At 61.4% G+C, this 23,228-nt stretch carries 21 protein-coding genes and 1 tRNA gene; 13 read left to right on the top strand and 9 right to left on the bottom strand.

The genetic code is table 11. The features are described from left to right. Nucleotides 1-18 precede the first annotated feature (18 nt). Nucleotides 19-2,355: an arylsulfatase gene (locus ACFRFQ_RS24585; protein WP_378663505.1), complete on the bottom strand. Its 2,337-nt coding sequence runs from the start codon at nt 2,353-2,355 to the stop codon at nt 19-21. A 204-nt stretch (nt 2,356-2,559) separates the two neighbouring features. Between ACFRFQ_RS24585 and ACFRFQ_RS24580 the strand changes: the two genes are divergently transcribed. Together ACFRFQ_RS24580 and ACFRFQ_RS24575 are read left to right on the top strand one after the other, a co-directional pair. Beyond that, nucleotides 2,560-3,237, top strand: coding sequence for a TetR family transcriptional regulator (locus ACFRFQ_RS24580; RefSeq protein ID WP_378663502.1), 678 nt, complete (start codon nt 2,560-2,562; stop codon nt 3,235-3,237). Between the two features lie 20 nt (nt 3,238-3,257). Further along, nucleotides 3,258-4,175, top strand: a complete 918-nt coding sequence (locus tag ACFRFQ_RS24575; RefSeq protein WP_378663499.1) for a TauD/TfdA dioxygenase family protein — start codon at nt 3,258-3,260, stop codon at nt 4,173-4,175. Nucleotide 4,176: 1 nt separating this feature from the next. On the opposite strand, the gene ACFRFQ_RS24570 is transcribed toward ACFRFQ_RS24575, so the two are convergent. The 4 genes from ACFRFQ_RS24570 to ACFRFQ_RS24555 all read right to left on the bottom strand — a co-directional run bounded on the left by ACFRFQ_RS24570 (nt 4,177) and on the right by ACFRFQ_RS24555 (nt 7,766). Then, nucleotides 4,177-5,139: a formylglycine-generating enzyme family protein gene (locus tag ACFRFQ_RS24570; protein WP_378663494.1), complete on the bottom strand. Its 963-nt coding sequence runs from the start codon at nt 5,137-5,139 to the stop codon at nt 4,177-4,179. Between the two features lie 331 nt (nt 5,140-5,470). Further along, nucleotides 5,471-6,286: a CPBP family intramembrane glutamic endopeptidase gene (locus tag ACFRFQ_RS24565; protein ID WP_378663491.1), complete on the bottom strand. Its 816-nt coding sequence runs from the start codon at nt 6,284-6,286 to the stop codon at nt 5,471-5,473. Between the two features lie 46 nt (nt 6,287-6,332). Beyond that, a tRNA-Arg gene (locus tag ACFRFQ_RS24560) sits at nt 6,333-6,405 on the bottom strand. A 176-nt stretch (nt 6,406-6,581) separates the two neighbouring features. Further along, nucleotides 6,582-7,766 carry an ROK family protein gene (locus tag ACFRFQ_RS24555; protein WP_138872297.1) on the bottom strand — a complete coding sequence of 395 codons (1,185 nt, stop codon included), beginning with the start codon at nt 7,764-7,766 and terminating at the stop codon, nt 6,582-6,584. A 194-nt stretch (nt 7,767-7,960) separates the two neighbouring features. Between ACFRFQ_RS24555 and ACFRFQ_RS24550 the strand changes: the two genes are divergently transcribed. The 4 genes from ACFRFQ_RS24550 to ACFRFQ_RS24535 all read left to right on the top strand — a co-directional run bounded on the left by ACFRFQ_RS24550 (nt 7,961) and on the right by ACFRFQ_RS24535 (nt 11,514). Next, nucleotides 7,961-8,203, top strand: coding sequence for a DUF3263 domain-containing protein (locus ACFRFQ_RS24550; protein WP_378663488.1), 243 nt, complete (start codon nt 7,961-7,963; stop codon nt 8,201-8,203). Between the two features lie 68 nt (nt 8,204-8,271). Further along, nucleotides 8,272-8,589, top strand: coding sequence for a WhiB family transcriptional regulator (locus ACFRFQ_RS24545; protein ID WP_138872299.1), 318 nt, complete (start codon nt 8,272-8,274; stop codon nt 8,587-8,589). A 23-nt stretch (nt 8,590-8,612) separates the two neighbouring features. Further along, nucleotides 8,613-10,010 carry a xylulokinase gene (gene xylB / locus ACFRFQ_RS24540; RefSeq protein WP_378663485.1) on the top strand — a complete coding sequence of 466 codons (1,398 nt, stop codon included), beginning with the start codon at nt 8,613-8,615 and terminating at the stop codon, nt 10,008-10,010. 25 nt (nt 10,011-10,035) lie between these two features. Then, nucleotides 10,036-11,514 (top strand): FGGY-family carbohydrate kinase, encoded by a 1,479-nt coding sequence (locus ACFRFQ_RS24535; protein WP_378663483.1) that lies wholly within the window; start codon nt 10,036-10,038, stop codon nt 11,512-11,514. Nucleotides 11,515-11,521: 7 nt separating this feature from the next. Here the strand turns inward: ACFRFQ_RS24535 and ACFRFQ_RS24530 are convergent, their stop codons facing one another. Beyond that, nucleotides 11,522-12,238: an HAD family hydrolase gene (locus ACFRFQ_RS24530; RefSeq protein ID WP_378663480.1), complete on the bottom strand. Its 717-nt coding sequence runs from the start codon at nt 12,236-12,238 to the stop codon at nt 11,522-11,524. A 144-nt stretch (nt 12,239-12,382) separates the two neighbouring features. Between ACFRFQ_RS24530 and cycA the strand changes: the two genes are divergently transcribed. The 7 genes from cycA to ACFRFQ_RS24495 all read left to right on the top strand — a co-directional run bounded on the left by cycA (nt 12,383) and on the right by ACFRFQ_RS24495 (nt 20,414). Then, complete coding sequence (gene cycA, locus ACFRFQ_RS24525; RefSeq protein ID WP_378663477.1) at nt 12,383-13,846, top strand: D-serine/D-alanine/glycine transporter; 1,464 nt, start codon at nt 12,383-12,385, stop codon at nt 13,844-13,846. A 121-nt stretch (nt 13,847-13,967) separates the two neighbouring features. Next, nucleotides 13,968-14,756 (top strand): M23 family metallopeptidase, encoded by a 789-nt coding sequence (locus tag ACFRFQ_RS24520; protein WP_378663474.1) that lies wholly within the window; start codon nt 13,968-13,970, stop codon nt 14,754-14,756. Between the two features lie 150 nt (nt 14,757-14,906). Further along, nucleotides 14,907-16,412 (top strand): glutamate-cysteine ligase family protein, encoded by a 1,506-nt coding sequence (locus tag ACFRFQ_RS24515; RefSeq protein ID WP_378663472.1) that lies wholly within the window; start codon nt 14,907-14,909, stop codon nt 16,410-16,412. Between the two features lie 144 nt (nt 16,413-16,556). After that, nucleotides 16,557-17,450 carry a universal stress protein gene (locus ACFRFQ_RS24510; protein ID WP_378663469.1) on the top strand — a complete coding sequence of 298 codons (894 nt, stop codon included), beginning with the start codon at nt 16,557-16,559 and terminating at the stop codon, nt 17,448-17,450. Nucleotides 17,451-17,601: 151 nt separating this feature from the next. Continuing rightward, nucleotides 17,602-18,642, top strand: coding sequence for an LLM class F420-dependent oxidoreductase (locus ACFRFQ_RS24505; protein WP_378663466.1), 1,041 nt, complete (start codon nt 17,602-17,604; stop codon nt 18,640-18,642). Nucleotides 18,643-18,810: 168 nt separating this feature from the next. After that, entirely contained in the window at nt 18,811-19,704 is an 894-nt protein-coding gene (locus tag ACFRFQ_RS24500) for a universal stress protein (RefSeq protein ID WP_378663463.1), read from the top strand. Nucleotides 19,705-19,781: 77 nt separating this feature from the next. Further along, nucleotides 19,782-20,414 carry a response regulator transcription factor gene (locus tag ACFRFQ_RS24495; RefSeq protein ID WP_033234187.1) on the top strand — a complete coding sequence of 211 codons (633 nt, stop codon included), beginning with the start codon at nt 19,782-19,784 and terminating at the stop codon, nt 20,412-20,414. A 1-nt stretch (nt 20,415) separates the two neighbouring features. Here the strand turns inward: ACFRFQ_RS24495 and ACFRFQ_RS24490 are convergent, their stop codons facing one another. Genes ACFRFQ_RS24490 through ACFRFQ_RS24480 form a run of 3 tightly spaced genes read right to left on the bottom strand, consistent with a single transcriptional unit; the run spans nt 20,416 to nt 23,198 of the window. Next, nucleotides 20,416-22,083 (bottom strand): GAF domain-containing protein, encoded by a 1,668-nt coding sequence (locus ACFRFQ_RS24490; protein ID WP_378663460.1) that lies wholly within the window; start codon nt 22,081-22,083, stop codon nt 20,416-20,418. Nucleotides 22,084-22,110: 27 nt separating this feature from the next. Beyond that, nucleotides 22,111-22,806 carry an SRPBCC domain-containing protein gene (locus ACFRFQ_RS24485; protein WP_378663458.1) on the bottom strand — a complete coding sequence of 232 codons (696 nt, stop codon included), beginning with the start codon at nt 22,804-22,806 and terminating at the stop codon, nt 22,111-22,113. Between the two features lie 59 nt (nt 22,807-22,865). Continuing rightward, entirely contained in the window at nt 22,866-23,198 is a 333-nt protein-coding gene (locus ACFRFQ_RS24480) for a cupin domain-containing protein (protein WP_378664155.1), read from the bottom strand. Nucleotides 23,199-23,228 lie beyond the last annotated feature (30 nt).

The raw sequence follows: 23,228 nt of genomic DNA, 5'->3' as shown, positions 1-23,228 counted from the left end.
GCACAATCGCCCTGCGACCTAGTGCACTGCCAGCGAAATCTTCTCGCGCTCCTCGGCGGAGACAACATCACGCGTCGGAAGCAAGTCGATAGTCACGCTGTTCAGCTTGCCGCCGTAGCGGAATGTGCCCTGCTCGGCGAATTCCTCGGAAACCGGGCTGCCACGGTTGATTCCGATATCCAGCTGCTCGTTCATGCTGAAGATTGCCCGAGTGGTCTTGTCGATCCGACCCTTGGCGACAACCTCGCCGTCGACGCGCAACGTCGCGAGACCGCCCTTGCCGATACCACCGCCGTCGTAGTCGAAATGGACGGATACTTCCTTGGCGTCGGCGGACAGAGGCTTGTCGGCTCGCACGAACGTGCGGCCACCACCGCTGAAGTTGTAGCAATAGACCGGTACGGAATCGATGACGTACAAGGCGAATCCGCCGAAGCGGCCACCGAGGCTTACCAGCATGCCGTCGGCGACGCTGCCGAGATCGGCGGTCAACGCGTACGAGCGGTTGAAGAAGTTGGGTGCTGCTTTCTCGACCAGTCCGTTCATATGCGGGTACAGCGTCAACGACTTGCGGCCCATCATAGGATGCGGCGGACGGGATTCCGGTGTCGAATGCCGTCCGACGGTACGGTCGTCGAGCGGCAGGACCTGGTACTTGGCCGCCTCGACGAGGAACTTCTCCTTGAGTCGCGCGAGGATCTCAGGATGCTCGTCCGCGAGATCGCGGGCCTGCGACCAGTCGACCGTCGTGTCGTACAACTCCCACTTGTCGTCACTGAGTGACGTGAGTTCCAGTCCATGCGTCGCCATCAGCCAAGGTGCGCGGTGCGCGGTGACGGCGGTCCAACCGTGATCGTAGATGCCGCGGTTTCCGAAGATCTCGAAATACTGTGTGGTGTGCCGCTCGTCGGCCTCCGGATCATCGAAGGTGTAGTTCATCGCAACACCCTCCATGGGCTTCTGCGCTACGCCGTCGACGCTCGTCGGTGCCGGGATGCCGGCAGCTTCGAGGATCGTGGGGGTGATGTCGACGCAATGGTGCCACTGTTCGCGAATGCCGTGATTCTCGATTCCCCTGGGCCAGTGTGCGATCAAGCCGTTGCGGGTTCCACCGTAGTGGGAGGCAACCTGCTTGGCCCACTGGTACGGGGTGTCGAGCGCGAGGGCCCAGGCGGCCGGGTAGTGCGGATAACTGGTTTCGGTGCCCAGTTCGTCGTACCGGGCAAGGACTTCGGCTGTCGCGGTCTTGTAACCGTTGAGCCCGGCGAGGTAGTTGAACGACCCCTCCATACCGCCTTCGGCAGAGGCTCCGTTGTCGCCCATCATGTAGAGAACGAGGGTGTTGTCCAGAACGCCCATGTCCTGCAAACGATCCACCAGTCGACCGACCTCGTCGTCGGTGTGCTCGAGAAACGCGGCGTACAACTCCATCAGCCGGGCCGAGACCTTCTTCTGGTCGTCGTCCAGTTCGTCCCAGTGCGGAACGCCCGGTGCCCACGGAGCCAGCACGGTATCGGGTCCGACGACGCCCAGTTCCTTCTGCTTTTCCAGGGTGATCTCGCGCTGGCGATCCCAGCCGTGGTCGAATTCGCCGACGTACTTGTTCAGGTAGCTGTCCGGAACCTGAAGTGGCGCATGGCACGCGCCGAAGGGGAGGTAGCAGAACCACGGCTTGTCCGGGTCCATGGTGTTGACGCCTTCGACCCATTCGATGGCGTGATCGACGAGGTCTTCGGAGAGGTGGTAGCCCTCCTGCGGGGTCTTGGGCAGGTCCACCATCGTGAAGTCCTCGTAGAGAACTGGGGTGAACTGGTCGGACTCGGCGCCGAGAAAGCCGTAGAACTTGTCAAAACCTTCACGTACAGGCCAGCGATCGAACGGCCCCGCGGCGGTGGTCTCCCAGGTCGGGGTCTGGTGCATCTTACCGAAAGCGCCCGTGGCGTAACCATTTCCCTGCAGAATACGAGCGACGGTGGCCGCCGACGCCGGGCGGGTTCCGTTGTATCCGGGGGCGGCGTTGGCCATCTCGGAGATGACGCCCATGCCGACGCTGTGGTGATTGCGGCCCGTCAGAGTGGCAGCGCGGGTCGGTGAGCACAGTGCGGCGGTGTGGAATCGGCTGTACTTGACGCCGGTGTCCGCGAGGCGCTCAGCCGTTGGGGTACGGCACGGGCCGCCGAACGCGGAGGGGGCGCCGAACCCGACATCGTCGATCATGATGAGCAGGACGTTGGGCGCCCCGGCCGGCGGGCGAATGGGTTCTGGCCGGGTGAAAGGCACCTTCTGGTCGCGGTAGTCGACCGATGCGGCGACGTTCGGCGTCTCGGCGATGATCGGAATGGAATGACGATTCACAAGCGGGCTCCTGGCTGTCTTGAGACCGAGAATTAAGTGGCTGACTTAATCTGCAGCGTAGCTCTCGATGTCACATTGAAAGGAAAGGTCTCGTTGAGTGGGATTTACTTCCTGCTGTGCGCCTTTGTTAACCCCCGGCGGTTAATAAAGGCGCACAGCAAAGAGGGGTTGCAGTTTTAAGGCACTGACTTATATGCTCCATTCATGCCCAGCTCGTCAGATGCCAAGAGTGCAATGATCGCCGTCGCGGAACGCATGTTTGCCGAACATGGCATCCACGAGGTGTCGATGCGCGATGTCGCGGCAGCGGCGGGGCAACGTAACAACTCTGCAGTCCAGTACCACTTCGGGGGACGGGACGGGTTGGTGCTGGCCGTATTCCGCTATCGGATGGGCCAGATCAATATCGCTCGCCTGACGTACCTCGACGACATCGACGCAAGCGGCCGAACGGACACGGTTCGAGCCTTGGTCGAGGCCTTCATCTACCCGCTAGCAGATTTCCTCGCCACTGCCGACGGCTCGAATTATGCGAGGTTCATCGCCAGGGTCTCGCCATCAGTCGATACTCAGAGCCTCGAGTTCCGCGAGGTCAGCGAAGCAATCAACGAAGTGGTCTCGCGGTTGACGCGTGCGCTACCGCACCTGTCTCGCCGTGTTGCGGTCGAGCGAATCGACCTGACGTCCAACATGACTGTCTCCGCGCTTGCTGTTTTCGAGCAGCGGCGTGCCGAGGGAAATCTTGTGGTGAAGGCAGATTTCGACACCACTGTGGACCATCTTGTCGACCTGATGGTCGCGGCATTGCTGGCTCCGCAGAGTGAGTACACACGCACCCGAAGCAAGATCGCGCAGTCCCCTGACGCGCGAGTCAATACGTAAATCGAAACGGAGCTGTTTTCATGGCTGCACTCACGTCGTCTCGTACGGTTCAAATCGGTAATCACACAATCGAATTCGGTCCTCGCGGGATGCGCCGCAATCCCGAAGGTGTCGAGTCGAGGCCGTACGAGCGTTTCACTCTCACGCCGGTTACACCCTTCATCGGGGCCGAGATCAGCAACATCGACCTGCGTGATCCGTCAGCCGAGCAGATCGACGACGTCCGTCGCGCCTTGCTCGAATGGAAGGTCGTGTTCTTCCGAGACCAGAACATCTCGAGCCTCAATCACCGTGACTTTGCCGGCAATTGGGGTGAACTCGAAGTCCACCCGTTGCTCCCGCAGGGTGAGGTCCCGGCCGTAGTGCGCTTCGAGCGCGGCGAGGACAGCCCTGGCACCGAGAACATCTGGCACGTCGACGTCACGTGGACCAAGACGCCGCCGCTAGGTTCTGTCCTGCGTGCCATCGATGTTCCGCCGGCCGGTGGCGACACCCTGTGGGCCGACATGGGCAACGCGTTCGATTGCCTTTCCGACGAGGTCAAGGACTTGATCGACGGGCGTGAAGCCGTCCACGACTTCGTTCCGTCCTTCGGTCGCAGTATGTCGCCCGAAAAGCTCGAGAAGATGAAGGAGCAGTACCCGCCGGTGCTGCATCCGATGGTCCGCAAGCATCCGGAGACTGGCCGCAAAACGCTGTTTGTGAACAGCCTCTTCACCACTCACATCCCGGACATGGATCCGCAGGAAGGCAAGGATCTGCTCAATCTGTTGTTCGCGCAGGTCAAGGTTCCGGATTTCCAGTGCCGATTCAAATGGGCAGCCAATTCCATTGCGTTCTGGGACAACCGAGCGACGCAGCACTACGCGGCCAGTGACTACTTCCCGCATCGACGGGTCATGGAACGCGTCGCGATTCTCGGCGACGCACCCTTCTGACCTACTCCTGCGGAATTCGCACGACGCACCGGAAGCCGACGTGGCAGGTCGAGGACTCTTCGGACTCGCTCTGCCGCGCGGCCGGCCGGTAGCGCAGGCAGTAGTTGGGTGCACACAGATGTGACCCACCCTTGATGACTCGTAGCGGATAAGTCTCTCCTGCAACTGTTTCCGTAGCAAGCTCGGCGCGCGGGTTGCGGGGAATGCAGCACGAGGTTGCCGGCGCAATGTTCTTGGTGCTGTGGGCGTGGTCCGACGTGTAGTGATCCGCTGTCCATTCCCAGACGTTGCCGGCCATGTCGAGGAGGCCGTAGCCGTTGGGACGGAATTTCCCCACGGGGGCGGTACGTTCGTAGCCGTCTTCGAGCAGATTTTCCCACGGGAACTGGCCTTGCCACACATTGCCGCCAGGTTTTCCGCCGGGAGAATCCTCGTCGCCCCACACGTAGGCCTTGCGATCGAGGCCGCCGCGCGCCGCGTACTCCCACTCCGCTTCGGTGGGGAGTTCCTTGCCGGCCCATTGTGCGTATGCCTGCGCGTCGAAGTACGAGACGTGCGTGACGGGATGCTTTTCGCGTCCACCGACATTGCTGCCCGGGCCCTCCGGGTGTCGCCAATCCGCGCCAGGTGTGAACGTCCACCACTGGGTGTAGTCGTCCAGGGGGACCGGTCCGGGCGGTGAGTGGAAGACCAAAGAACCGGGCACCAGCAGCGTGGGGTCGGCAGCGGGGTAATCGGCCGGATCTGGCGCGATCTCGGCAGTCGTGACGTGACCCGTTGCTTTGACGAATCGACGGAACTCGGCGACGGTGACGGCCGTCGTATCCATCCAGAAACTGTCGATGCTCACTTGGTGAACCGGGCGTTCTTCCGGATAGAAGTCCTCGGACCCCATCCAGAAGGTTCCGCCCGGAATCAATGACATGTTCTTCTGGGGAGTGCTCATGGCGGCTGCGGGCGTCATGGTTTCAGCATGACATGCGGCCGAAGAATGGATGAAACGTCAATCCCACCTAGTGCTCTCGCAGAAATGGAATGTGAGAGACATTGTCGGATCTGTTTGGAGGGGCGACAGTCGGGGTACGTGATTTTCAGGCCGCAACTGCCGGGGTACGCGCGCGGTCTCGCAACTTTGCGGTTCAGGTTCTTGTCGGTTGAGCACACAGCCTGCAGGAACCGTTGTCGTTTGGGCTGTTGCCGCACGTGACTGCCCCTGCACATGAACGACGCCCCCACCCGCATCACTGGGAGTGGGGCTCTTGTCGTCATGTCCGCCGTGCCGGCGAAGCGGGCTACTAGGTAGTGGAGGTGACAGCGTGATCGTCGACGGGGTGCGGAGGTTCGATTTTGTGTCGCTTGACGATGAGCACGATGGCGATGATCGGGTAGGCCAGGATTGGCGCGAATGCACCCGCATAACCCTGTTGGTCGAGCAGGATTGCACTGCCGCTGAGTAGGGCGAAGTCGAAGAGTCCGTGAAGTACCGAGTTGAGTGCATTGCTCCCCGAGACCCGGCGTGTGAGATAGAAGAAGTACCCGGCGAGGCTGACCATGATTGCTTGTGGGACCGCGGAAGCGCCGTTTCCGAAGACGTTGGAAAGGTGGACGGCGCCGAAGATGAGGCTGGACCAGAGGGCTACCTGGCCTTCTCGGAGTCCGTGGTTGCGCAGCATGGTCACTCCGATGCCGCGGAACATTCCCTCTTCGCCCCAGCCCACGAACTGGGTGGCGATCAACAGGACGAGAACGAACAGCCAGCCCTTCTCTGCGAGCGCGCTGTAGTCGATGCCAACCAGGATCGCGACGAGAAGAACGACAGGCACAACCCAAACCCAGCGATTTACCGGCCGATCATCTTTGATGACCGGACGCCACCAGCCGAGGGCTGCGATAACGCCGTACGTAAAGATCAGAGCGATCGCCAACGGGATCAGCATCGTGAAGACCACCCCGCGAGTGGTCAGGGTGTCGTCTTCGTTTCCCCAACCTGCGATGAGGCGGCCGCCGAACTGAATTATTGCCAGATACACGATGACGACGACAGCGAAGGCCACGTAAGAGAGTTGACGCCCGGAGATGCGAGCCTGACCCGCATGCTTTTGTGTGTTCACGGCGTCAGACTAATGTCCGGATTGACTTGATGCTGGCTAATCCGCGTGCCCTCGGCAGGATTCGAACCTGCGACCCTTCCTTTAGGAGAGGAATGCTCTATCCCCTGAGCTACGAGGGCGGGGAGCTCATCCGAAAAGCATGAAAACCGTGTTGTACTGCGGTTTTCACTCACCGGTTGGGCTGTGCCGCTACTCGACCGGCCGGCGCGGGGCTTTGGGCGTCGTAGCTGCGGTAGTCAGTGTAGCGGCACTACCCACACGGCGCGAAGCCGACGGGTGTGTGCAATGCCGAACCTCAGTGGGCGGCGTCGGCAATCCTCAAGTCGATTTCACGTGGGCTCAGGAGATTGTCGAGTACCAGGACGGCGCACCCGAGGATTCCCGATTGCGCTCCGTGGCTGACGGACACGATGTGTAGTGAGCGCGTGGCGAGGGCAGTTGCGTTGCCGTAGACAGATTCTCGAAGTCCGGCAAGGAAGAGTTCGTCGGCTTCGGCCATGTCGCCGCCGATGACAAGCACTTCCGGGTTGAGGAGATTGACCGCGCCGGAGATCACGTCGCCGATGAGCCGGCCGCTCGTTCGGATCAATCGGCGTGCTTCCCCGTCGCCGTCGAGGGCCAGGCGAACGACGTCGCGAACGTGGCCGACGTCCCGGCCCTGGGCTTCGAGTGCATGTACGAGTGCCCAACCGCTGGCGACGGTTTCGACGCAACCTACGTCACCACAGCGGCATTGGACGTCCTTGGCCGCAGCGGTTTTGGTGTGCCCGATCTCGCCGGCGGCGCCGAGCGACCCGCGTTGCAGGACACCGCCGAGAACGATACCGGCGCCGAGGCCGGTGGACGCTTTGATCATGAGTAGATTCGGTGCGCTTTCACGCCTTTCGCTGAGTTCCGCGAGCGCCATGACGTTGGCGTCGTTGTCGGCGAACAGCGGTGCGTCTGTGACTGATGCAAGGTAGGGAGCAAGGGCGACGCCGTCCCAGCCTGACATCATCGGTGAATCGAGACTGGCTCCGGCTGCGATGTCAACGGTCCCGGGGATGCTGAGTCCGACTCCGATGACTTCGGTAGGGGGGCGGCCGATTCGGGCCAGCAACGACGTCAGATGGTCCGCGATTTCAGGCATCAGTTCGTCAGGCCCGACGCCCACCGATTTATCGATGTCTTCCGCGGTGAGGATGGTGCCGGATAGGTCTGTGACGGCCAACTGTGCGCGTGAGCGGCCGATGGCGACAACCAGTACCAGTCCAGCGGATTTGTTGAACGTCAAGGTTGCCGGCGGACGGCCACCGGTCGAGGGGCCTTCGTCGTCGTCCGCGATGAGGCCGATCGACTGCAGTGCGCCGACTCGCGCAGACACGGCGGTCCGGGACAGTCCGGTGAGTTTCCCGATTTCGCTTCGTGTGGTCGCGGAACCTGCGCGGATCAGCGAGAACACCTCGCCGGCTGTGGCGGGAGTGATAGGCGGTCGGGTCATACGTTCTATTCAAGCATTCTCTTAGCGTTACTTCAGGATACAAAAGATTGATTACTTTAGTTCTTTGAGTACCTAAGTGGGTATTGTGAAAAAGCAGAAGTGGGCATAGGCTGTGTCTTGACTCACGGGGCACCGCGTTCTCGGGTGGGTCGCAGTACGAGGTCAGAGGGCGCACGAACCTAGGGGAGAACCCGATGAGTCGCACCGACACGCAAAACGAGATTGTCGACTTCGCGCGCAAATGGCAGAAGTTCGACGGCGGACCGGACGAAGACATCTTTGTCACCTTCGGCCTGGAGCCCCGCGAGTACTTCCGGAGATTGAAGAACATCCTCGACGACGGCAGCGCCGCATTGGACCCGCCTGCGGTCAGTGAACTCGCCACGGTGTGCGCGTACCGGTTGCGTCGGGGAGATGTCCAGACGATCGGTCAGTAGGCCGGTCACACCCTTCTCCGTCACAGAATTCAAAGTCCGTCTCAGAATCAAGAATTGAGGTCGCCATCATGCACAAGCACCTTCCGATGCCGAATCCGACAACTGAAGTGTGGGACTGGCAGATGCAAGGAGCGTGCCGTGGGCACGACTCCGCCGTGTACTTCCACCCGGACGGCGAGCGTGGGCATGCTCGCGAAAACCGCGAACTGAACGCAAAGAAGATCTGCTCCGCCTGCCCGGTTCTTCAGCAGTGCCGCGAACACGCTCTGGCTGTCCACGAGCCTTACGGCATCTGGGGTGGAATGACGGAGACCGAGCGCGCAGAATATGTTCGATCGCTGCGTAAGCGCAGCAACCGAATGCCCGCGGTCGCAGTCGCGAGCTGAAGGTCCTTCAGAGAGGACACGCTGTGACGCTCGTAGCCGGGATCGATTCCTCAACTCAGTCGTGCAAGGTCATTGTCCGTGATGCCGATTCGGGTGAATTGATCCGGGAGGGACGTGCGACGCATCCCACCGGCACCGAGATCGACCCGGCGCGGTGGTTTGAGGCCATGGACAGCGCGATTGCCGCGGCCGGTGGACTCGGCGATGTCGCGGCAGTATCCGTAGGCGCGCAACAACACGGCATGGTGTGTTTGGACGGCGACGGCGACGTAGTGCGACCGGCATTGCTGTGGAACGACACTCGCTCCGCGCAGGCCGCGAGCGAACTCGTCGACGAGCTGGGTGGACCACAGGCGTGGGCCGACGCCGTGGGAGTTGTGCCGGTAGCCGCCATCACTGCGAGCAAGTTGCGGTGGCTGGCAGATCACGAACCCGACAATGCGAACCGAACTGCAGCAGTCTGTCTTCCGCACGATTGGCTGTCTTGGAAGTTGGGCGGCGCCGTCTCGCTCGACGGCCTTGCCACCGACGCCGGTGACGCGAGTGGAACGGGGTACTTCGCAGCCGCGACGCGCGAGTACCGGATGGACTTGCTGTCGCTGGCTTTTCGCGATCGAACGCCACAGGTTCCACGTGTTGCTCTGCCCAGCGAAAAGATCGGTATCACTCGATCCGGCGCGGTAATCGGTCCGGGAACTGGTGACAATGCCGCAGCCGCACTGGGTTTGGGAGCGATTCCCGGTGACGTGGTCATCTCGATCGGAACCTCCGGCGTCGTCTCTGCTGTGTCAGTCACGCCGACGCACGATTCCAGTGGCAATGTTGCCGGCTTTGCCGACGCGACCGGACTGCACCTGCCGTTGGTGTGCACACTCAACGGTGCCCGGATTCTCGACGCGACGGCGTCCATTCTCGGAGTCGATCACGACGAACTGTCCCGATTGGCGTTGTCTGCCCCACTCGGGAGCGACGGCCTGGTGATGATTCCGTACTTCGAGGGTGAACGGACTCCCAACCGTCCCGACGCGACCGGGGCCATGCACGGCTTCCGGCTGCAGAATTCGACGCCGGCGCATTTTGCGCGTGCTGCTGTCGAAGGATTGCTGTGCGGTTTGGCCGATGGCGTAGACGATCTCGTCCGTCAAGGTGTCCAGGTGAAACGGGTTCTGTTGGTTGGCGGCGGCGCAAAGTCTCGCGCTTTGTGTGAAATCGCTCCGGCGATTCTCGGGGTGCCGGTCGTGATACCTGATCCTGGTGAATATGTTGCGGAAGGTGCCTGTCGGCAAGCTGCCTGGACGCTTCTCGGAGACGAGCACCCACCGGTGTGGGCCAAACCCGAGGAGAAGCGCTTCGAGGCCGCACCGGCCCCGCAGGTTCGGGAACGTTACGCATCGCTGCGCGAACTTACCGAGGGTGTGTAGAGGTCCGCTCAGCTAGGGTTGTTGCGTGGACTTGTTGGTAGGCATCGACATGGGGACGGGCAGCAGCAAAGGAGTTCTGGTAACCCCTGACGGCGTGGTCCTGGCAACCGAGCAGATCGACCATCGGATCTCGATGCCCAGGCCAGGGTGGGCGGAGGTGGACGCCGAGAAGATGTGGTGGTCCGAGGTATGCGCCATCTCCAAACGTCTTGTGGCACAAGTTCCCACATTTACCAAGGTTTCCGGTGTCTGTGTCAGTGGTGTCGGCCCGGCGCTGGTGTTGTGCGACAGTGAACTTCGACCTGTGCGTCCGGCCATTCTGTACGGAATCGACAGTCGAGCATCCGCAGAAGTTGTTTCACTGACCGAATTGTTCAGTGAGAAGGCAATACTCGACTGTGGTGGCAAGCTCCTGTCGAGCCAAGCTGTCGGTCCGAAAATCGAGTGGGTGCGCAATCACGAACCGGAAACGTTTGCAGCAGCGAAGCGATGGTACGGGTCGAACTCGTATATCGCCGCAAAGCTGACCGGTGAGTACATTCAGGATCATCACACTGCCAGCCAGTGTGATCCGCTCTATTCGGTCCGAGACTTCACCTGGAGATCGGAATGGGCGAATCGTGTTCTCGGCCATCTCGAGTGCCCCCGATTGGTGTGGCCGAGTGACGTTGTCGGACGGGTACACGCGGACGCAGCCGAGCAGACCGGACTGCCCGTCGGGACGCCCGTTGTCGCGGGTACCGTCGACGCATTTTCCGAGGGGTTCAGTGTGGGTGCCCGCCATCCCGGGGATCTCATGCTCATGTACGGGTCGACGATGTTCCTGGTGCAGGTGCTCGACAAGTTTCACAGCAACCCGGCATTGTGGACAACCGCAGGCGTTCAGAAGAATACTCTGGCACTTGCGGCCGGAACGTCCACTGCCGGAAGCCTCACCGAGTGGCTGCACAAGCTCACCGGCGACGTACCTTTCGAGCAACTGTCAGCGGAAGCCGAGGCAGTGCCGGCCGGCGCCGAAGGGCTGTTGATCCTGCCGTACCTCGCCGGCGAACGGACACCGGTATTCGATCCCGACGCCAGGGGTGTGGTTGCGGGACTCTCATTGCGCCATGGCCGGGGGCATCTGTTTCGAGCTGCCTATGAGGGTATTGCCTTCGGAATTCGTCAGATACTCGAAATGTTCGGGGACACAGACGAACCCGTTCGTCGCACGGTTGCTGTGGGAGGTGGTGTCAAGAGTCGGGTCTGGACTCAGGCCGTCAGCGATATCACCGGACACACACAGTTGGTGCCCGCGCAGACCATCGGCGCAAGTTACGGCGATGCACTGTTGGCTGCGATCGGTACCGGGCTTGTTGCGCCGGAAACCGATTGGACGACACGCTCACACGAAGTAGTGCCGAATGCAGCCAACAGGGCCAGGTACGACGACCTGTACGGGACGTGGTTGACGCTGTATCCGTCGACGAAGGAACAAATTCACCACCTCGCCCAGTTCGGCTGAGTTCCTTTCAGATCAGCCCGAACTTCCGCACCGCGTCGAGTAGCGCGTGTGGTCGTTCGGACGTCGGCAGCGGATCGACGAGAGCGAACTGGCATCCGATGTCGCGGGCGGCGCCGTCGGCGACATCACTGTCTCCGATCATCAAGGTCTGGGCTGCGTCCACGTCGAGTTGCGACAGGGCGTGCTCGAAAATTGCAGGTTCGGGCTTGACCGCCCCCACCTCGAAGGACAACACAAATTCGTCGACCCACAGATCCCAGCCGCGGTCGACGAACGCGGGACGGATGTCGAAGGCGATGTTGCTCAAGACCGCAGTGCGAATACCCTTCTCCGACAGAGACTTCAGTACCTCGCCGGTGTCAGGGTACGGAGTCCACCGATCCGGGTCCACGAGCAGTCCGTACAGCGCTTCGGCGCGACCGAGATCGGGCACACCGGACTTGCTCAGGACATCGAGGTACGCCTGACGATGCAGCTTCGGATCCCGGTCACGGTTCTCCCACGCATACAGTCCAGCTTCGTCCATCTCGACTGTTCGCCCGACCGGAGCGGTCATTCGGCGCATCAGCTCGGCTTGAGCATGCACGTCCATCGGCTCGCCGGTGTGATCGACAAAATGTTCGGCCCAGTCGGAATCTTCCTCGAGGCGGAAGAGCGTCCCCGAGAAGTCGAACAATGTTGCGGCGATATGCCCGTTTCGAGGGTCGGTGCGGTCAGTGTTCACCGATCCAGGTTATCGGCGCGGGCTTTCCGATGCGCATTCTGCGGCGGGGCGCGCGTACTTTGAGAGAGCATATTTTCCGAGGTTCGTGTTGAAGGGCAGTGTTCGTTGCTCTCGATCCGCGCCGAACGACCAGGGGGATTCTCCGTGTCCGACCACGTGAACCACGTTGACCAGAACAAATCGGCGGGTGACGACCCCCACTTGTCGCGTCAGCTGTCCAATCGTCATATCCAGCTGATCGCGATCGGCGGCGCCATCGGCACCGGCCTGTTCATGGGTTCGGGCAAGACGATCTCGCTGGCCGGGCCTTCGGTGATCTTCGTGTACATGATCATCGGCTTCATGCTCTTCTTCGTCATGCGGGCGATGGGGGAGTTGCTGCTCTCCAACATGTCGTACAAGTCGTTCTCCGATTTCGCCGCTGATCTGCTGGGGCCGTGGGCGGGATTCTTCACCGGCTGGACGTATTGGTTCTGTTGGATCGTCACCGGCATCGCCGACGTGATCGCGATCTCGGGATACTTCAAATACTGGTGGCCGGGGCTGGCTGCGTGGATTCCGGCATTGCTCACCATCGCCGCACTACTCCTTCTTAATCTGCCGACGGTGAAGGCGTTCGGTGAGACCGAGTTCTGGTTCGCACTGATCAAGATCATCGCCATCGTCAGCTTGATCATCGTCGGCATCGTCATGGTCGTCTCCGGGTTCACCGCGCCCAACGGTGCGACTTCCGGCATCGACAATCTCTGGAACGACGGTGGCATGTTCCCGACCGGATTCATGGGATTTGTCGCAGGCTTCCAGATCGCGGTGTTCGCGTTTGTGGGTATCGAGCTGGTGGGTACGACGGCGGCCGAGGCGAAGGATCCGGAGAAGAACCTCCCGAAGGCCATCAACTCCATCCCGATCCGTGTGCTGCTGTTCTACGTGGTCGCGCTGACCGTCATCATCGCTGTGACGCCGTGGCGTGAGATCGAGGCGGACAAGAGTCCGTTCGTCGCGATGTTCACCCTCGCGGGCTTGGGTATCGCCGCGTCGGTCATCAACTTCGTGGTGCTGACGTCCGCGGCGTCCTCGGCGAACTCGGGCATCTACTCCACCTCACGCATGGTGTACGGCCTGGCGCAGGAGGGCGACGCACCGAAGGCCCTCGGAAAGCTGAACTCGCGCAAGGTTCCCGCGAATGCCCTGATGTTCTCGTGCATCTTCCTGCTGGCATCTTTGATTCTGTTGTTCTCCGGTGACTCGGTGATCGAGGCATTCACCGTTGTGACCACAATCTCCGCGCTGCTCTTCATGTTCGTCTGGACGATCATCTTGGCGAGCTACCTGGTGTACCGGAAGCGTCGCCCGCACCTGCACGAGGCGTCGAAGTTCAAGATGCCCGGCGGCATCGTGATGTGCTGGGTTGTACTGGCCTTCTTCGTGTTCATCTTGTGGGCTCTGACCACCAAGGACGACACACTGCAGGCGCTGGTCGTCACTCCGATCTGGTTTGTCGCACTCGGGATCGCCTGGGCGATTATTCGTCGACGGCCCGCGCACCGAGCGCGGTACGAGGCATTCCGGGCAGAGTTGGATGCAAGTCGACAGACGGACGAAAAATAGTTTGATCAAGATCGTGTAACGGTGGCGGTCTCCTTGACCAAACTGTTACATTCGTCGGCAGACAGAGGAGCGGGCTTCGTTCGAAGACCGTTGCAGGCCGACGACTGACAGGGCAAAAACTGTGGGAGACCACCACCGCACGGACAATTCCATTGCTGCATTCGAGATCGATCCTGACGCAGTGAGTGGACGTCACCGCGTTCCGTCAGCTGGCCCGGGCGCAGGTGTCAAGGCTGGTGTTGTAGCTGCAGCTACGGGCGCACTCCTCGTTGGCGCAGGCCAGATGGGTGCAGGTACCGCAGCGGCAGCTCCGGCCACCCAGAACATCGCCGGATTCGAGATTCCGCAGGGACTGCTTCCCGAGGGCATCGAGATTCCAGCAGCACTGTCGAATCTCGGGCTCCCGACGGCGGCGAGCATCGAGGTGCCCGAACTTCCTGATCTCGTGGCGCAGGTGAACGCACAGGTACAGCAGTTCACCGGCTCGTTCAGCCCGGTTTCGTCGAACGGCGGCACTGTGCAGCCTGTTTCCGGAACGCTCACCTCCACGTTCGGTAACCGCTGGGGTGCACACCACGGCGGCCTGGACATCGCCGCCCCGATCGGAACTCCGGTCCTTGCGGCAGCAGCCGGACAGGTCATCGACGCCGGACCCGCCTCGGGCTTCGGTCTCTGGGTACGCATCCAGCACGACGACGGCGCCGTCACCACGTACGGACACGTCAACGACTACCAGGTTGCGGTGGGCCAGCGCGTAGCCGCCGGTCAGCAGATCGCCACCGTCGGTAACCGTGGCCAGTCCACCGGCCCGCACCTGCACTTCGAGGTTGCCGAAAACGGCGCCAAGGTTGATCCGGCCGTGTGGCTGAAGGCGCGCGGCGTTGCGGTCACCTGGGTGGACAACTCGTAGGAATATTTCTCGCAGACCTGCAGGGCATCGGAATTTCTTTCCGGTGCCCTGCAGTTTTTCATTCACGGTTTGTGTTGTGGGCCGGTGGCCGCCGGTTAGCCTTGCGGAAGACGACCTTCGGTGGTTGATCGCGAAGGAGGGGGACCGGACATGGGCGCAGAAGTTCAGGCACGGATGTTCACCAGGGCGGACCGGCGTGTATTCCGCAAGAAGGTGCGATCGTGTGTCGACGCCATGAAGCAGATGCTCGATCGCGGCGACTTCCGGGACGCCGTCGACAAACCAGACCCACTGCTGGGAATGGAGATCGAGTTCAACCTCGTCGCCGGTGACATGCTGCCGGCGATGTCCAACCTTGCAGTGCTCGACGCCATCGACGACGACGCAGTGTTTCAAACGGAACTAGGGCAGTTCAACGTCGAAATGAATGTCGAGCCCGGACCACTGACCGGTGACAACACCTTCGATCTCGAGGAGAAACTGCGCAGTTCTCTCGTGATCGCGGACGCTCGCATCCATGAGCACGACGCCGAGATGGTGATGATCGGGATGCTGCCGACGCTCCAACTCGAACATCTCGACCGCGAGTGGATCACCGCCAATCCGCGCTACGAATTGCTCAACGAGCAAATCTTTGCGGCGCGGGGTGAAGACATCGAACTTGACGTCGAAGGTGTCGCACTTCCTGGTGGAACTGTGGAAGTGCTACGTGCCGATACCAATTCGGTGGTTCCCGAGGCGGCCTGCACATCGATGCAGCTGCACCTGCGGGTTTCTCCGGAAGAGTTTGCGCCGCACTGGAATGCGGCGCAGTGCCTGGCCGGGCCGCAGGTTGCCCTGGCCGCCAACTCGCCGTTCCTGGCGGGTAAGGCGCTGTGGCACGAATCTCGGATACCGATCTTCGAACAAGCCACGGACACAAGAACATTCGAACTCAAGAATCAGGGAGTGCGGCCGCGCGTCTGGTTCGGGGAGCGCTGGATACATTCGGTTCTCGATCTCTTCGAGGAGAATTCGCGATACTTTCCGGCGCTGCTGCCCGACGTGTCCGATGCCGATCCCCTGGCGGTACTCGCGGCAGGCGGAATTCCCGAGTTGAAAGAACTCCAGATGCACAACGGAACCGTCTACCGTTGGAATCGGCCTGTGTACGACTGCTCGGATGGCAAGCCGCACTTACGGATCGAGAATCGAGTGCTGCCCGCCGGGCCCACCGTTCTCGACATCATGGCAAACGCCGCGTTCTACTACGGAACAGTCCGAGCGCTCGTCAACGCGGATCGACCACTGTGGTCGCAGATGTCTTTTCATGCAGCAGAAGAGAACCTGCACATCGGCGCCAAGCACGGGCTCGACGCGATGTTGTACTGGCCGGGTATGGGATGGGTCGGTGCAGACGAGCTGATCCTGCGACGGTTACTTCCCCTCGCGGACGAAGGCTTGGCCGACTTCGGATTGTCGAGTGCAGCACGTGAGAAGTACCTCGGTGTCATCGAAGGCCGGTGCCTCAACCGGCAGACGGGTGCGGCCTGGCAGCGTGGACGCGTCGGCGCCGGTGAAGCCGCGGGACTCGACCGAACCGCTGCACTTGCCGAGATGATGCGGGCATACATCGAGAACATGCGCAGTGGTAATCCAGTTCACTTGTGGGACTGATCCGGGCCTGCTAATTCAATTCCCCGTCAACAGTTTCGGGGACCTTGGTCACCGAAACAGGGTTAGGCTCGACCCGGAAACCATGTCGTAATTGCGATGGTTAGAGTGGAAGTGGCTCGGTTACTTCTTACGGAAGGTGGGCACATGAGTTCACGCGAACACAACAATGTCGTCGTCGGAATCGACGGATCGGACACCTCGTCGACAGCGCTCCGAGAAGCTGCGAAAATTGCCGCGCAGCGAGAATTGCGACTCGATATCATTCACGCGCTCGACTTCGCACCGTACGGATTCGGCGGCCCGTACATCGACGCGGGTGGCGTGTACGAGTGGGTGGAAGAGGCAGGTAAAGAGGTACTCGGTGAGGCTGAGAAGTTCGCCGCCGAGGTAGCCCCGAACATCACCGTTCACACCGAGATGGCCATCGGCAGCCCGACGCAGTGGCTCCTGGAGAGTTCAGCGAAAGCCCGCCTGGTCGTAGTAGGGGCGTCGTCGTCGGGAAAAGCTGCCACCGCGGTACTCGGCAACACGGCCGTCGGTGTCGCGAGCCATGGCAAGTGCCCCGTCATCGTGGTGCGCGACCGTGACGGCGTCGTACCGTCCGATGGCCCCGTCGTGGTGGGTGTCGACGGCAGTGCCCTGAGCGCACAGGCGGTGGGCGCTGCATTCGAGGAAGCGGCGTTCCGTGGCGCAGAACTCGTAGCCGTCCACGTCTGGAGTGACCTCGGAACAGCAGCGTTCGAGGATCCCCGCGCCGCCGCACTGGCACCGGCGTCGCTCGAGGAAGAAGAGCACGCGGTACTGAGCGAGAACCTGGCCGGATGGTCCGAGAAGTACCCGGACGTCGTAGTTCGCCGCGAGATCTACCTCGACAATCCGCGTGGCCGACTCCTGGAATGGTCGTCTCGGGCGCAGCTCGTCGTAGTCGGTAGCCGAGGCCGCGGCGGATTCCGCGGAATGCTCCTCGGATCCACGAGCAACACGCTGATCGCTTCCGCGCAGTGCCCCGTGATGGTGGTTCGTCCCGAAGATTCCTGATTTCTCGACGCTCATGTGAGAACCCGCCCCGTTCATTTCGGTCATCGAATATGAACGGGGCAGTCACATGAATACGGCCTCATGTTCCGTAGTGTTCAAGGGGAGGTGTGCCTGGCGCACACATGGCAATCGTGAGGATTGGGGTTAGAACGTGCGCATCGGAATGGGATTGAACTACAGCGGCGGATTCGCCGAGACTGTCGAGGAAGTCGGTGACCTCGAAAAGGCCGGTCTGGACATTGCGTTTGTCCCCGAGGCCTACTCGTTCGACGCGGTCAGCCAACTCGGTTACCTGGCAGCCAAGACGACAACCATCGAACTTGCCTCAGGCATCTTCCAGATTTACACCCGCACGCCGTCGCTCACCGCGATGACTGCCGCCGGACTCGACTTCGTCTCCAACGGACGATTTGTCATGGGCCTCGGCGCTTCCGGCCCGCAGGTGATCGAAGGATTCCATGGCGTCAAGTACGACGCCCCTCTCGGTCGCACTCGCGAGGTTGTCGAAATCTGCCGCCAGGTGTGGCGTCGTGAGAAGGTCGAGTACCAGGGCAAGTACTACCAGGTGCCGCTGCCTGCCGAGAAGGGCACCGGACTGGGCAAGCCGCTCAAGCTGATCAACCATCCCGTTCGCGAGCGCATCCCGATCCTCATCGCATCCCTCGGCCCCAAGAATGTCGAACTCACCGCCGAAATCGCCGAAGGGTGGGAGCCCATCTTCTACCACCCGGAGAAAGCAGCAAGCGTGTGGGGCGAACCCCTCGCCAAGGGCAAGGCCAAGCGCGACCCCAGCCTCGGCGAGCTTCAGGTATATGCGTCACCGGCGCTCGCGATCGGTGACGACGTCGACCACATGCTCGACTGGGTTCGTCCCAGCATCGCCCTCTACATCGGCGGCATGGGAGCCAAGGGAAAGAACTTCTACAACGACCTTGCCGTCCGCTACGGCTACGCCGAAGCTGCCGAGAAGATCCAGGATCTCTACCTCGGCGGCAAGAAGGAAGAAGCCGCGGCAGCAGTGCCGGACGAACTCGTCCGCGCGGTGTCGCTCATCGGCCCCGAAAGCTACGTCCGAGAACGCGTCGCCGCATTTGCAGAGTCCGGCGTCACGACCCTCAACGTCACTCCGTTGGCCGCTGATCGCGCCGGACGCGTCGGCCTGATCGAGAAGTTCCGGAACATTTGTGACTAACCGCTGTGCGCCTTTATCAACCCCCCGCGGTTAATAAAGGCGCACAGCAGATGTCCGATTCGGGACCCGCCGTAGCGGATGAAACGTATTTATCGCCTTTGGGCAATAGTGTGGGAGCAATAGTGTGGAGGCAGATAGAGTTCTGTAGTCGATCCTGAAGGGACGAACATGAGTGCAATCCAACCAGTTGTCGTAGCTGTGGACGGTTCCGAGGCGGCGTCGTCGGCCGTTGTGTGGGCTGCACGCACGGCCGCTGTGTTGGGGCGTCCGCTGCATATTGCAACGGTGGTGCATATTCCGGCCTTCTATTACTCCGAGCCGTACCTGGCCGAGAGTTTCAAGGACGAACTGCGACGCACCGCTCGTGCTCGACTCGACAGTGCGAAGATCCTGGCCCATCAGAGTGTCGACGGTGAACTCGAAGTGGTCACCGAACAACTCGACGGCAGTGTCTCCGATTCCTTGATCGAACTGTCCAAGCGCGCGTACCTGGTTGCAGTGGGTCCGCGCGGTCACGGCGAATTCACCGGACTTGTCGTCGGTTCGGTGACGGTATCGCTTGTCTCGCATGGCGAATCACCGGTCGCAGTGGTGCGTGGGCGCACGCTGGACGGCCAACCGCCGACTCAGGGGCCGGTTGTTGTCGGTATCGACGGTTCCGAGAACAGCATCGAGGCCATCGAGCATGCATTCGAGCAAGCGGCGGCGCGCGGCGCCACGCTGATTGCCGTCAACGTGTGGAGCGACGTGAGTGTGCAGCCTTCGCTGGGTGCCACTCCGGACGATCCGTTGTGGAGCAGCATCCAGACGGGCGAAGAAGTAGTTCTGGCAGAGCAGTTGGCGGGATTCACCGAGCGATATCCCGACGTTGTGGTCGAGCGTGTAGTGGCGCGTGATCGCCCGGTACGGGTGCTGAGTGAATACGCAGAAACTGCGCAGTTGGTGGTGGTCGGCAGCCGCGGACGTGGTGGCTTCACCGGAATGCTTCTCGGCTCGACCAGTCGCGCACTTCTGCACACCGCGGATTGCCCCGTGTTGATCGTGCGGCACAGCAAGAACTGATGCGGCGAGAACTGACACATTCACCAACAAGCACCACAGTTGATTCGATCGGCAACAGATTCTTGAAAGAGGCTTAGATGACTACGCGCGTGTTCCTGGTCGACGATCACGAGATCGTCCGACGCGGGCTGTTCGATTTGCTCGGTGGCGTCGAGGATTTCGAGGTGGTCGGGGAAGCGTCGTCGGTGGGGGAGGCGATGGCTGTTATCCCCAAGAGCAATGTCGATGTCGCGGTTCTGGACGTGCGACTTGCCGACGGCAACGGCGTTGAATTGTGCCGCGATCTTCGCTCGATGCTGCCGAACCTGCGGTGCCTGATGTTGACGTCCTATGCGGACGACGAAGCGTTGCTCGACGCCATCATGGCCGGCGCGTCCGGCTTTGTGCTGAAGCAGATTCTGGGCACGGATCTTGTTGCAGCGGTACGCACAGTCGGCTTGGGCGGATCATTGCTCGACAGCCGCGCCACCGAAGCGTTGATGGCGCGCATCCGAAGTGAACGCACCGCGGATCCCCTGGCGGAGCTCTCCGACCAGGAACGCGCGGTATTCGACCTCATCGGTGAGGGTCTGACCAACCGGGAGATCGGCGCGCGGCTGTTTCTGGCGGAGAAGACGGTCAAGAACTACGTGACGCGTTTGCTCTCGAAGTTGGGTATGCAGCGCAGAACTCAGGCTGCCGTGTTGGCAACCGAGTTGCGTAACAAGTAGTTCAGGGCTTCCGTCGTCTCAGCGGTACCCGCCACACCAGGCGGGTGCCGTGTGGACTGCGGTTGCCGATCGTGAACGTGCCACCACAATGTTCGGCGCGGCGTTCGAGATTGTGCAAGCCACTCTTGTGGACGCCGACGGGGATGCCTTTGCCGTCGTCGTCGATGGTGATGGCAAATTCGAGGTCCGCGGTCACGGAGATGGTGATCGTGTCTGCTTGGGCATGCCGCAGAACGTTGCTCAAGCCCTCACGAAGCACCGCTTCAGCATGGGGGTGGATTCCTGCTTTCACGAGCGTGTCGATCGCTCCGGAGAACTGAACGCTCGGGGTGACTGCTGATTGTGCTGTGGCGTCACCGATTACGTCGAGGAGCCGTCGGCGCAGGCTGGTCGAATCCGCGGTGGCAGGTGTCTGAAGGTCGAAGATGGTGGTGCGGATTTCGCGGACGGTTTGGTCCAACTGCTCCAGTGATCGGGTGACGATGGCGCGCGCGGAGTCGGGAAGATCGGAATCGGGCAAGGTGCTCTGCAGGCTCATACCGCTGGCAAAGAGACGCTGAATGACGTTGTCGTGCAGGTCGCGGGCAATGCGGTCACGATCTGCCAGGACGGACAGGAGGCGCTGCCCACGTTGCTTCTCGTCGAATTCGATAGCGACAGAGCCTAATTCGGCCATCGACTCGATTCGAGTGAGCTCGTCCGAATCCCAGTGGGTACTGGCGGAATTCGAGGTCAGGAGGAGTGCTCCCACAACACCGGAAGCGACTGTCATCGGGGCCAGCACTGCGCTACCTGCTGTGGGGACCAAGTCGAGCAACGAACCCAATTCGGTGAAGACGTGCAACCGTCGAGTTTGCCGAATGACGTCGAACGGATAGAGGCTCGCAGGGACGCGAACGCCACGCGAAGTCGGCCGGGCGCTGACCGCGGTGTGTACCTGCGCGTAGCCGTTCTCGCAGATCAGCACGATGACGTCGTCGATGCCGGTCAACTCGCGCACACGAGTGGCGAGTAGTTGCAGACTGTCGTCGAGCGAATCGCCTGCCAGCAGTCGTGAGCGGATGGCAGACATTGCGGTGAGCCATCTTTCGCGGGTCCGAGACTGCTCGAACAACCTGACATTCTCGGCCGCTATACCGGCGGCAATGGCAAGTGCTTCGAGGATGACCTCGTCTTCCTCGGTGAACTCGGCCGCACCACGTTTCTCGGTGAGATAGATGCTGCCGAATACCTCACCGCGCATCATGATCGGCGCACCCAGGAAGCTGTCCATCGGGGGATGATTGGCAGGAAACCCGACCGACGCGGGATGTGCGCCCAGATGTGGAACCCGCAGAGTCTTGGGATCGTTCATCAGAACGCCGAGCACGCCGTGGCCTTCCGGAAAGTGTCCCATCGTCTGGCGTAGCGGCTCGTCGATGCCGTCGTACACGAATTCGGCCAGCCCCCCGCCGGGTGCCCGCACGCCCAATGCCCCGTAGTTGCAATCCAATACAGTGGTCGCGGCGGTGATGATGCGCTGCAACGTGAGATCGAGATCGAGCCCCGAACCGACAACAAGCACCGCTTCGAGAAGTCGGTGGAGGGTCGGGATGTCAGCCTTGGAGTTGGCCAGACGCTCGAGTACTTCGGCGAAATTGCGTGTCGGGTTGCCCGAAGAGTCGATCATTCTCGAAGCATATCGCTCCGGGGGCGGTCATTCCTCGCGAGATCGGCCGTCCCACCACTGCTTCCAGTGATGTTCGATCTCGTCGAACTCATCCGCACTGAGATCGTAAGTGGCCAGAATGATCTGGACTTCCTGCTGGGCGCGGTGCGGGACCGCTGGCTTTGTCGCGACGACCAATAATCCGGGACCAAGGTCTTCGATTGTCACTCCTGTTTGAAGCGCGCTGACATAGTCGACAACGCCTTCGGCATAGTCGCCGGGAGCAAGGGTGGCGGTGTAACGACCACCGGCTTCCTCGGGAACGGACTCGAGTCCGAGGATCGAGGCCGCGGATTCACCCGGAAGCAGTGGTCCGTCGAGGAAAATTGTTCTGCGCTCGGCTAATCCGTGATGTTCGACGCCGAACTTCAAGAAGTGCAGAAAAGTGGTCCACCCCTCGGTGACATCCTCGTACCATTCGTCCTCGGGTACGTGCGGTGGGCGTGTCATGCGGACAACGGTTCTGCCGCCCTGATCGATCAGGGAGAAGCGATCGCCGTTGCCCAGTGCGAGGGTGTGCGCGTCGGGATCTGCGACTGCGGTGCCGTAGATCTGGGTGATTTCGTCGTCGAGTCCGTCGTACTCCCACCCGAACCAACGGCGAATCAGCGAAGGATCGCGCAACGCGGGCCACAGCACGGCCGGCGCTGCGGCAATGGACACTTCGATTACCGTTTCGTTCACGGGGAACACGCTACCGGGAACGGCATGAATATCCGCGGCGTGGCGGGATCAACCGTCCGTCAACCCTTCATAGCCACTGTCAGCAGAAAAGCAACGTCTTCGAGCGCTTCGACACTGTGACGGTGTGCCGGAATGGTGAGGAAATCGCCAGTCGATCCCTTCCATTCGTCGGTGCCGCACACTAGATTGAGTTTCCCGCTGAGAACCAACAACGTTGCTTCGCCGGGACTGTCGTGTTCGGCGAGGCTCTTGCCGGCGCTCAGCGCGATAACGGTCTGTCGCAGGCTGCGTTGGTGGCCACCGTAGACGGTTTGTGAACTACGGCCGCTGGTGGCCGACGCAGCCAGTTTCAGTTGTTGACGGGCGAGGGCTGTCAGCGACTTCTTGTCCATCGAAGACCTCTCGGGTAGCGCGATCATCTC

Source organism: Rhodococcus sp. NPDC056743 (assembly GCF_042790355.1).
GTDB lineage: Bacteria > Actinomycetota > Actinomycetes > Mycobacteriales > Mycobacteriaceae > Rhodococcus_F.
This window is presented reverse-complemented; position numbering and strand designations above follow the sequence as displayed.

Coding starts and splice junctions, on each gene's coding strand:
- ACFRFQ_RS24580 (WP_378663502.1), top strand. CDS start 2,560: ATGCCCAGCTCGTCAGATGCCAAGAGTGCAATGATCGCCGTCGCGGAA.
- ACFRFQ_RS24575 (WP_378663499.1), top strand. CDS start 3,258: ATGGCTGCACTCACGTCGTCTCGTACGGTTCAAATCGGTAATCACACA.
- ACFRFQ_RS24570 (WP_378663494.1), bottom strand. CDS start 5,139: ATGACGCCCGCAGCCGCCATGAGCACTCCCCAGAAGAACATGTCATTG.
- ACFRFQ_RS24555 (WP_138872297.1), bottom strand. CDS start 7,766: ATGACCCGACCGCCTATCACTCCCGCCACAGCCGGCGAGGTGTTCTCG.
- ACFRFQ_RS24550 (WP_378663488.1), top strand. CDS start 7,961: ATGAGTCGCACCGACACGCAAAACGAGATTGTCGACTTCGCGCGCAAA.
- ACFRFQ_RS24545 (WP_138872299.1), top strand. CDS start 8,272: ATGCACAAGCACCTTCCGATGCCGAATCCGACAACTGAAGTGTGGGAC.
- ACFRFQ_RS24515 (WP_378663472.1), top strand. CDS start 14,907: ATGGGCGCAGAAGTTCAGGCACGGATGTTCACCAGGGCGGACCGGCGT.
- ACFRFQ_RS24510 (WP_378663469.1), top strand. CDS start 16,557: ATGAGTTCACGCGAACACAACAATGTCGTCGTCGGAATCGACGGATCG.
- ACFRFQ_RS24500 (WP_378663463.1), top strand. CDS start 18,811: ATGAGTGCAATCCAACCAGTTGTCGTAGCTGTGGACGGTTCCGAGGCG.
- ACFRFQ_RS24495 (WP_033234187.1), top strand. CDS start 19,782: ATGACTACGCGCGTGTTCCTGGTCGACGATCACGAGATCGTCCGACGC.
- ACFRFQ_RS24490 (WP_378663460.1), bottom strand. CDS start 22,083: ATGATCGACTCTTCGGGCAACCCGACACGCAATTTCGCCGAAGTACTC.
- ACFRFQ_RS24480 (WP_378664155.1), bottom strand. CDS start 23,198: ATGGACAAGAAGTCGCTGACAGCCCTCGCCCGTCAACAACTGAAACTG.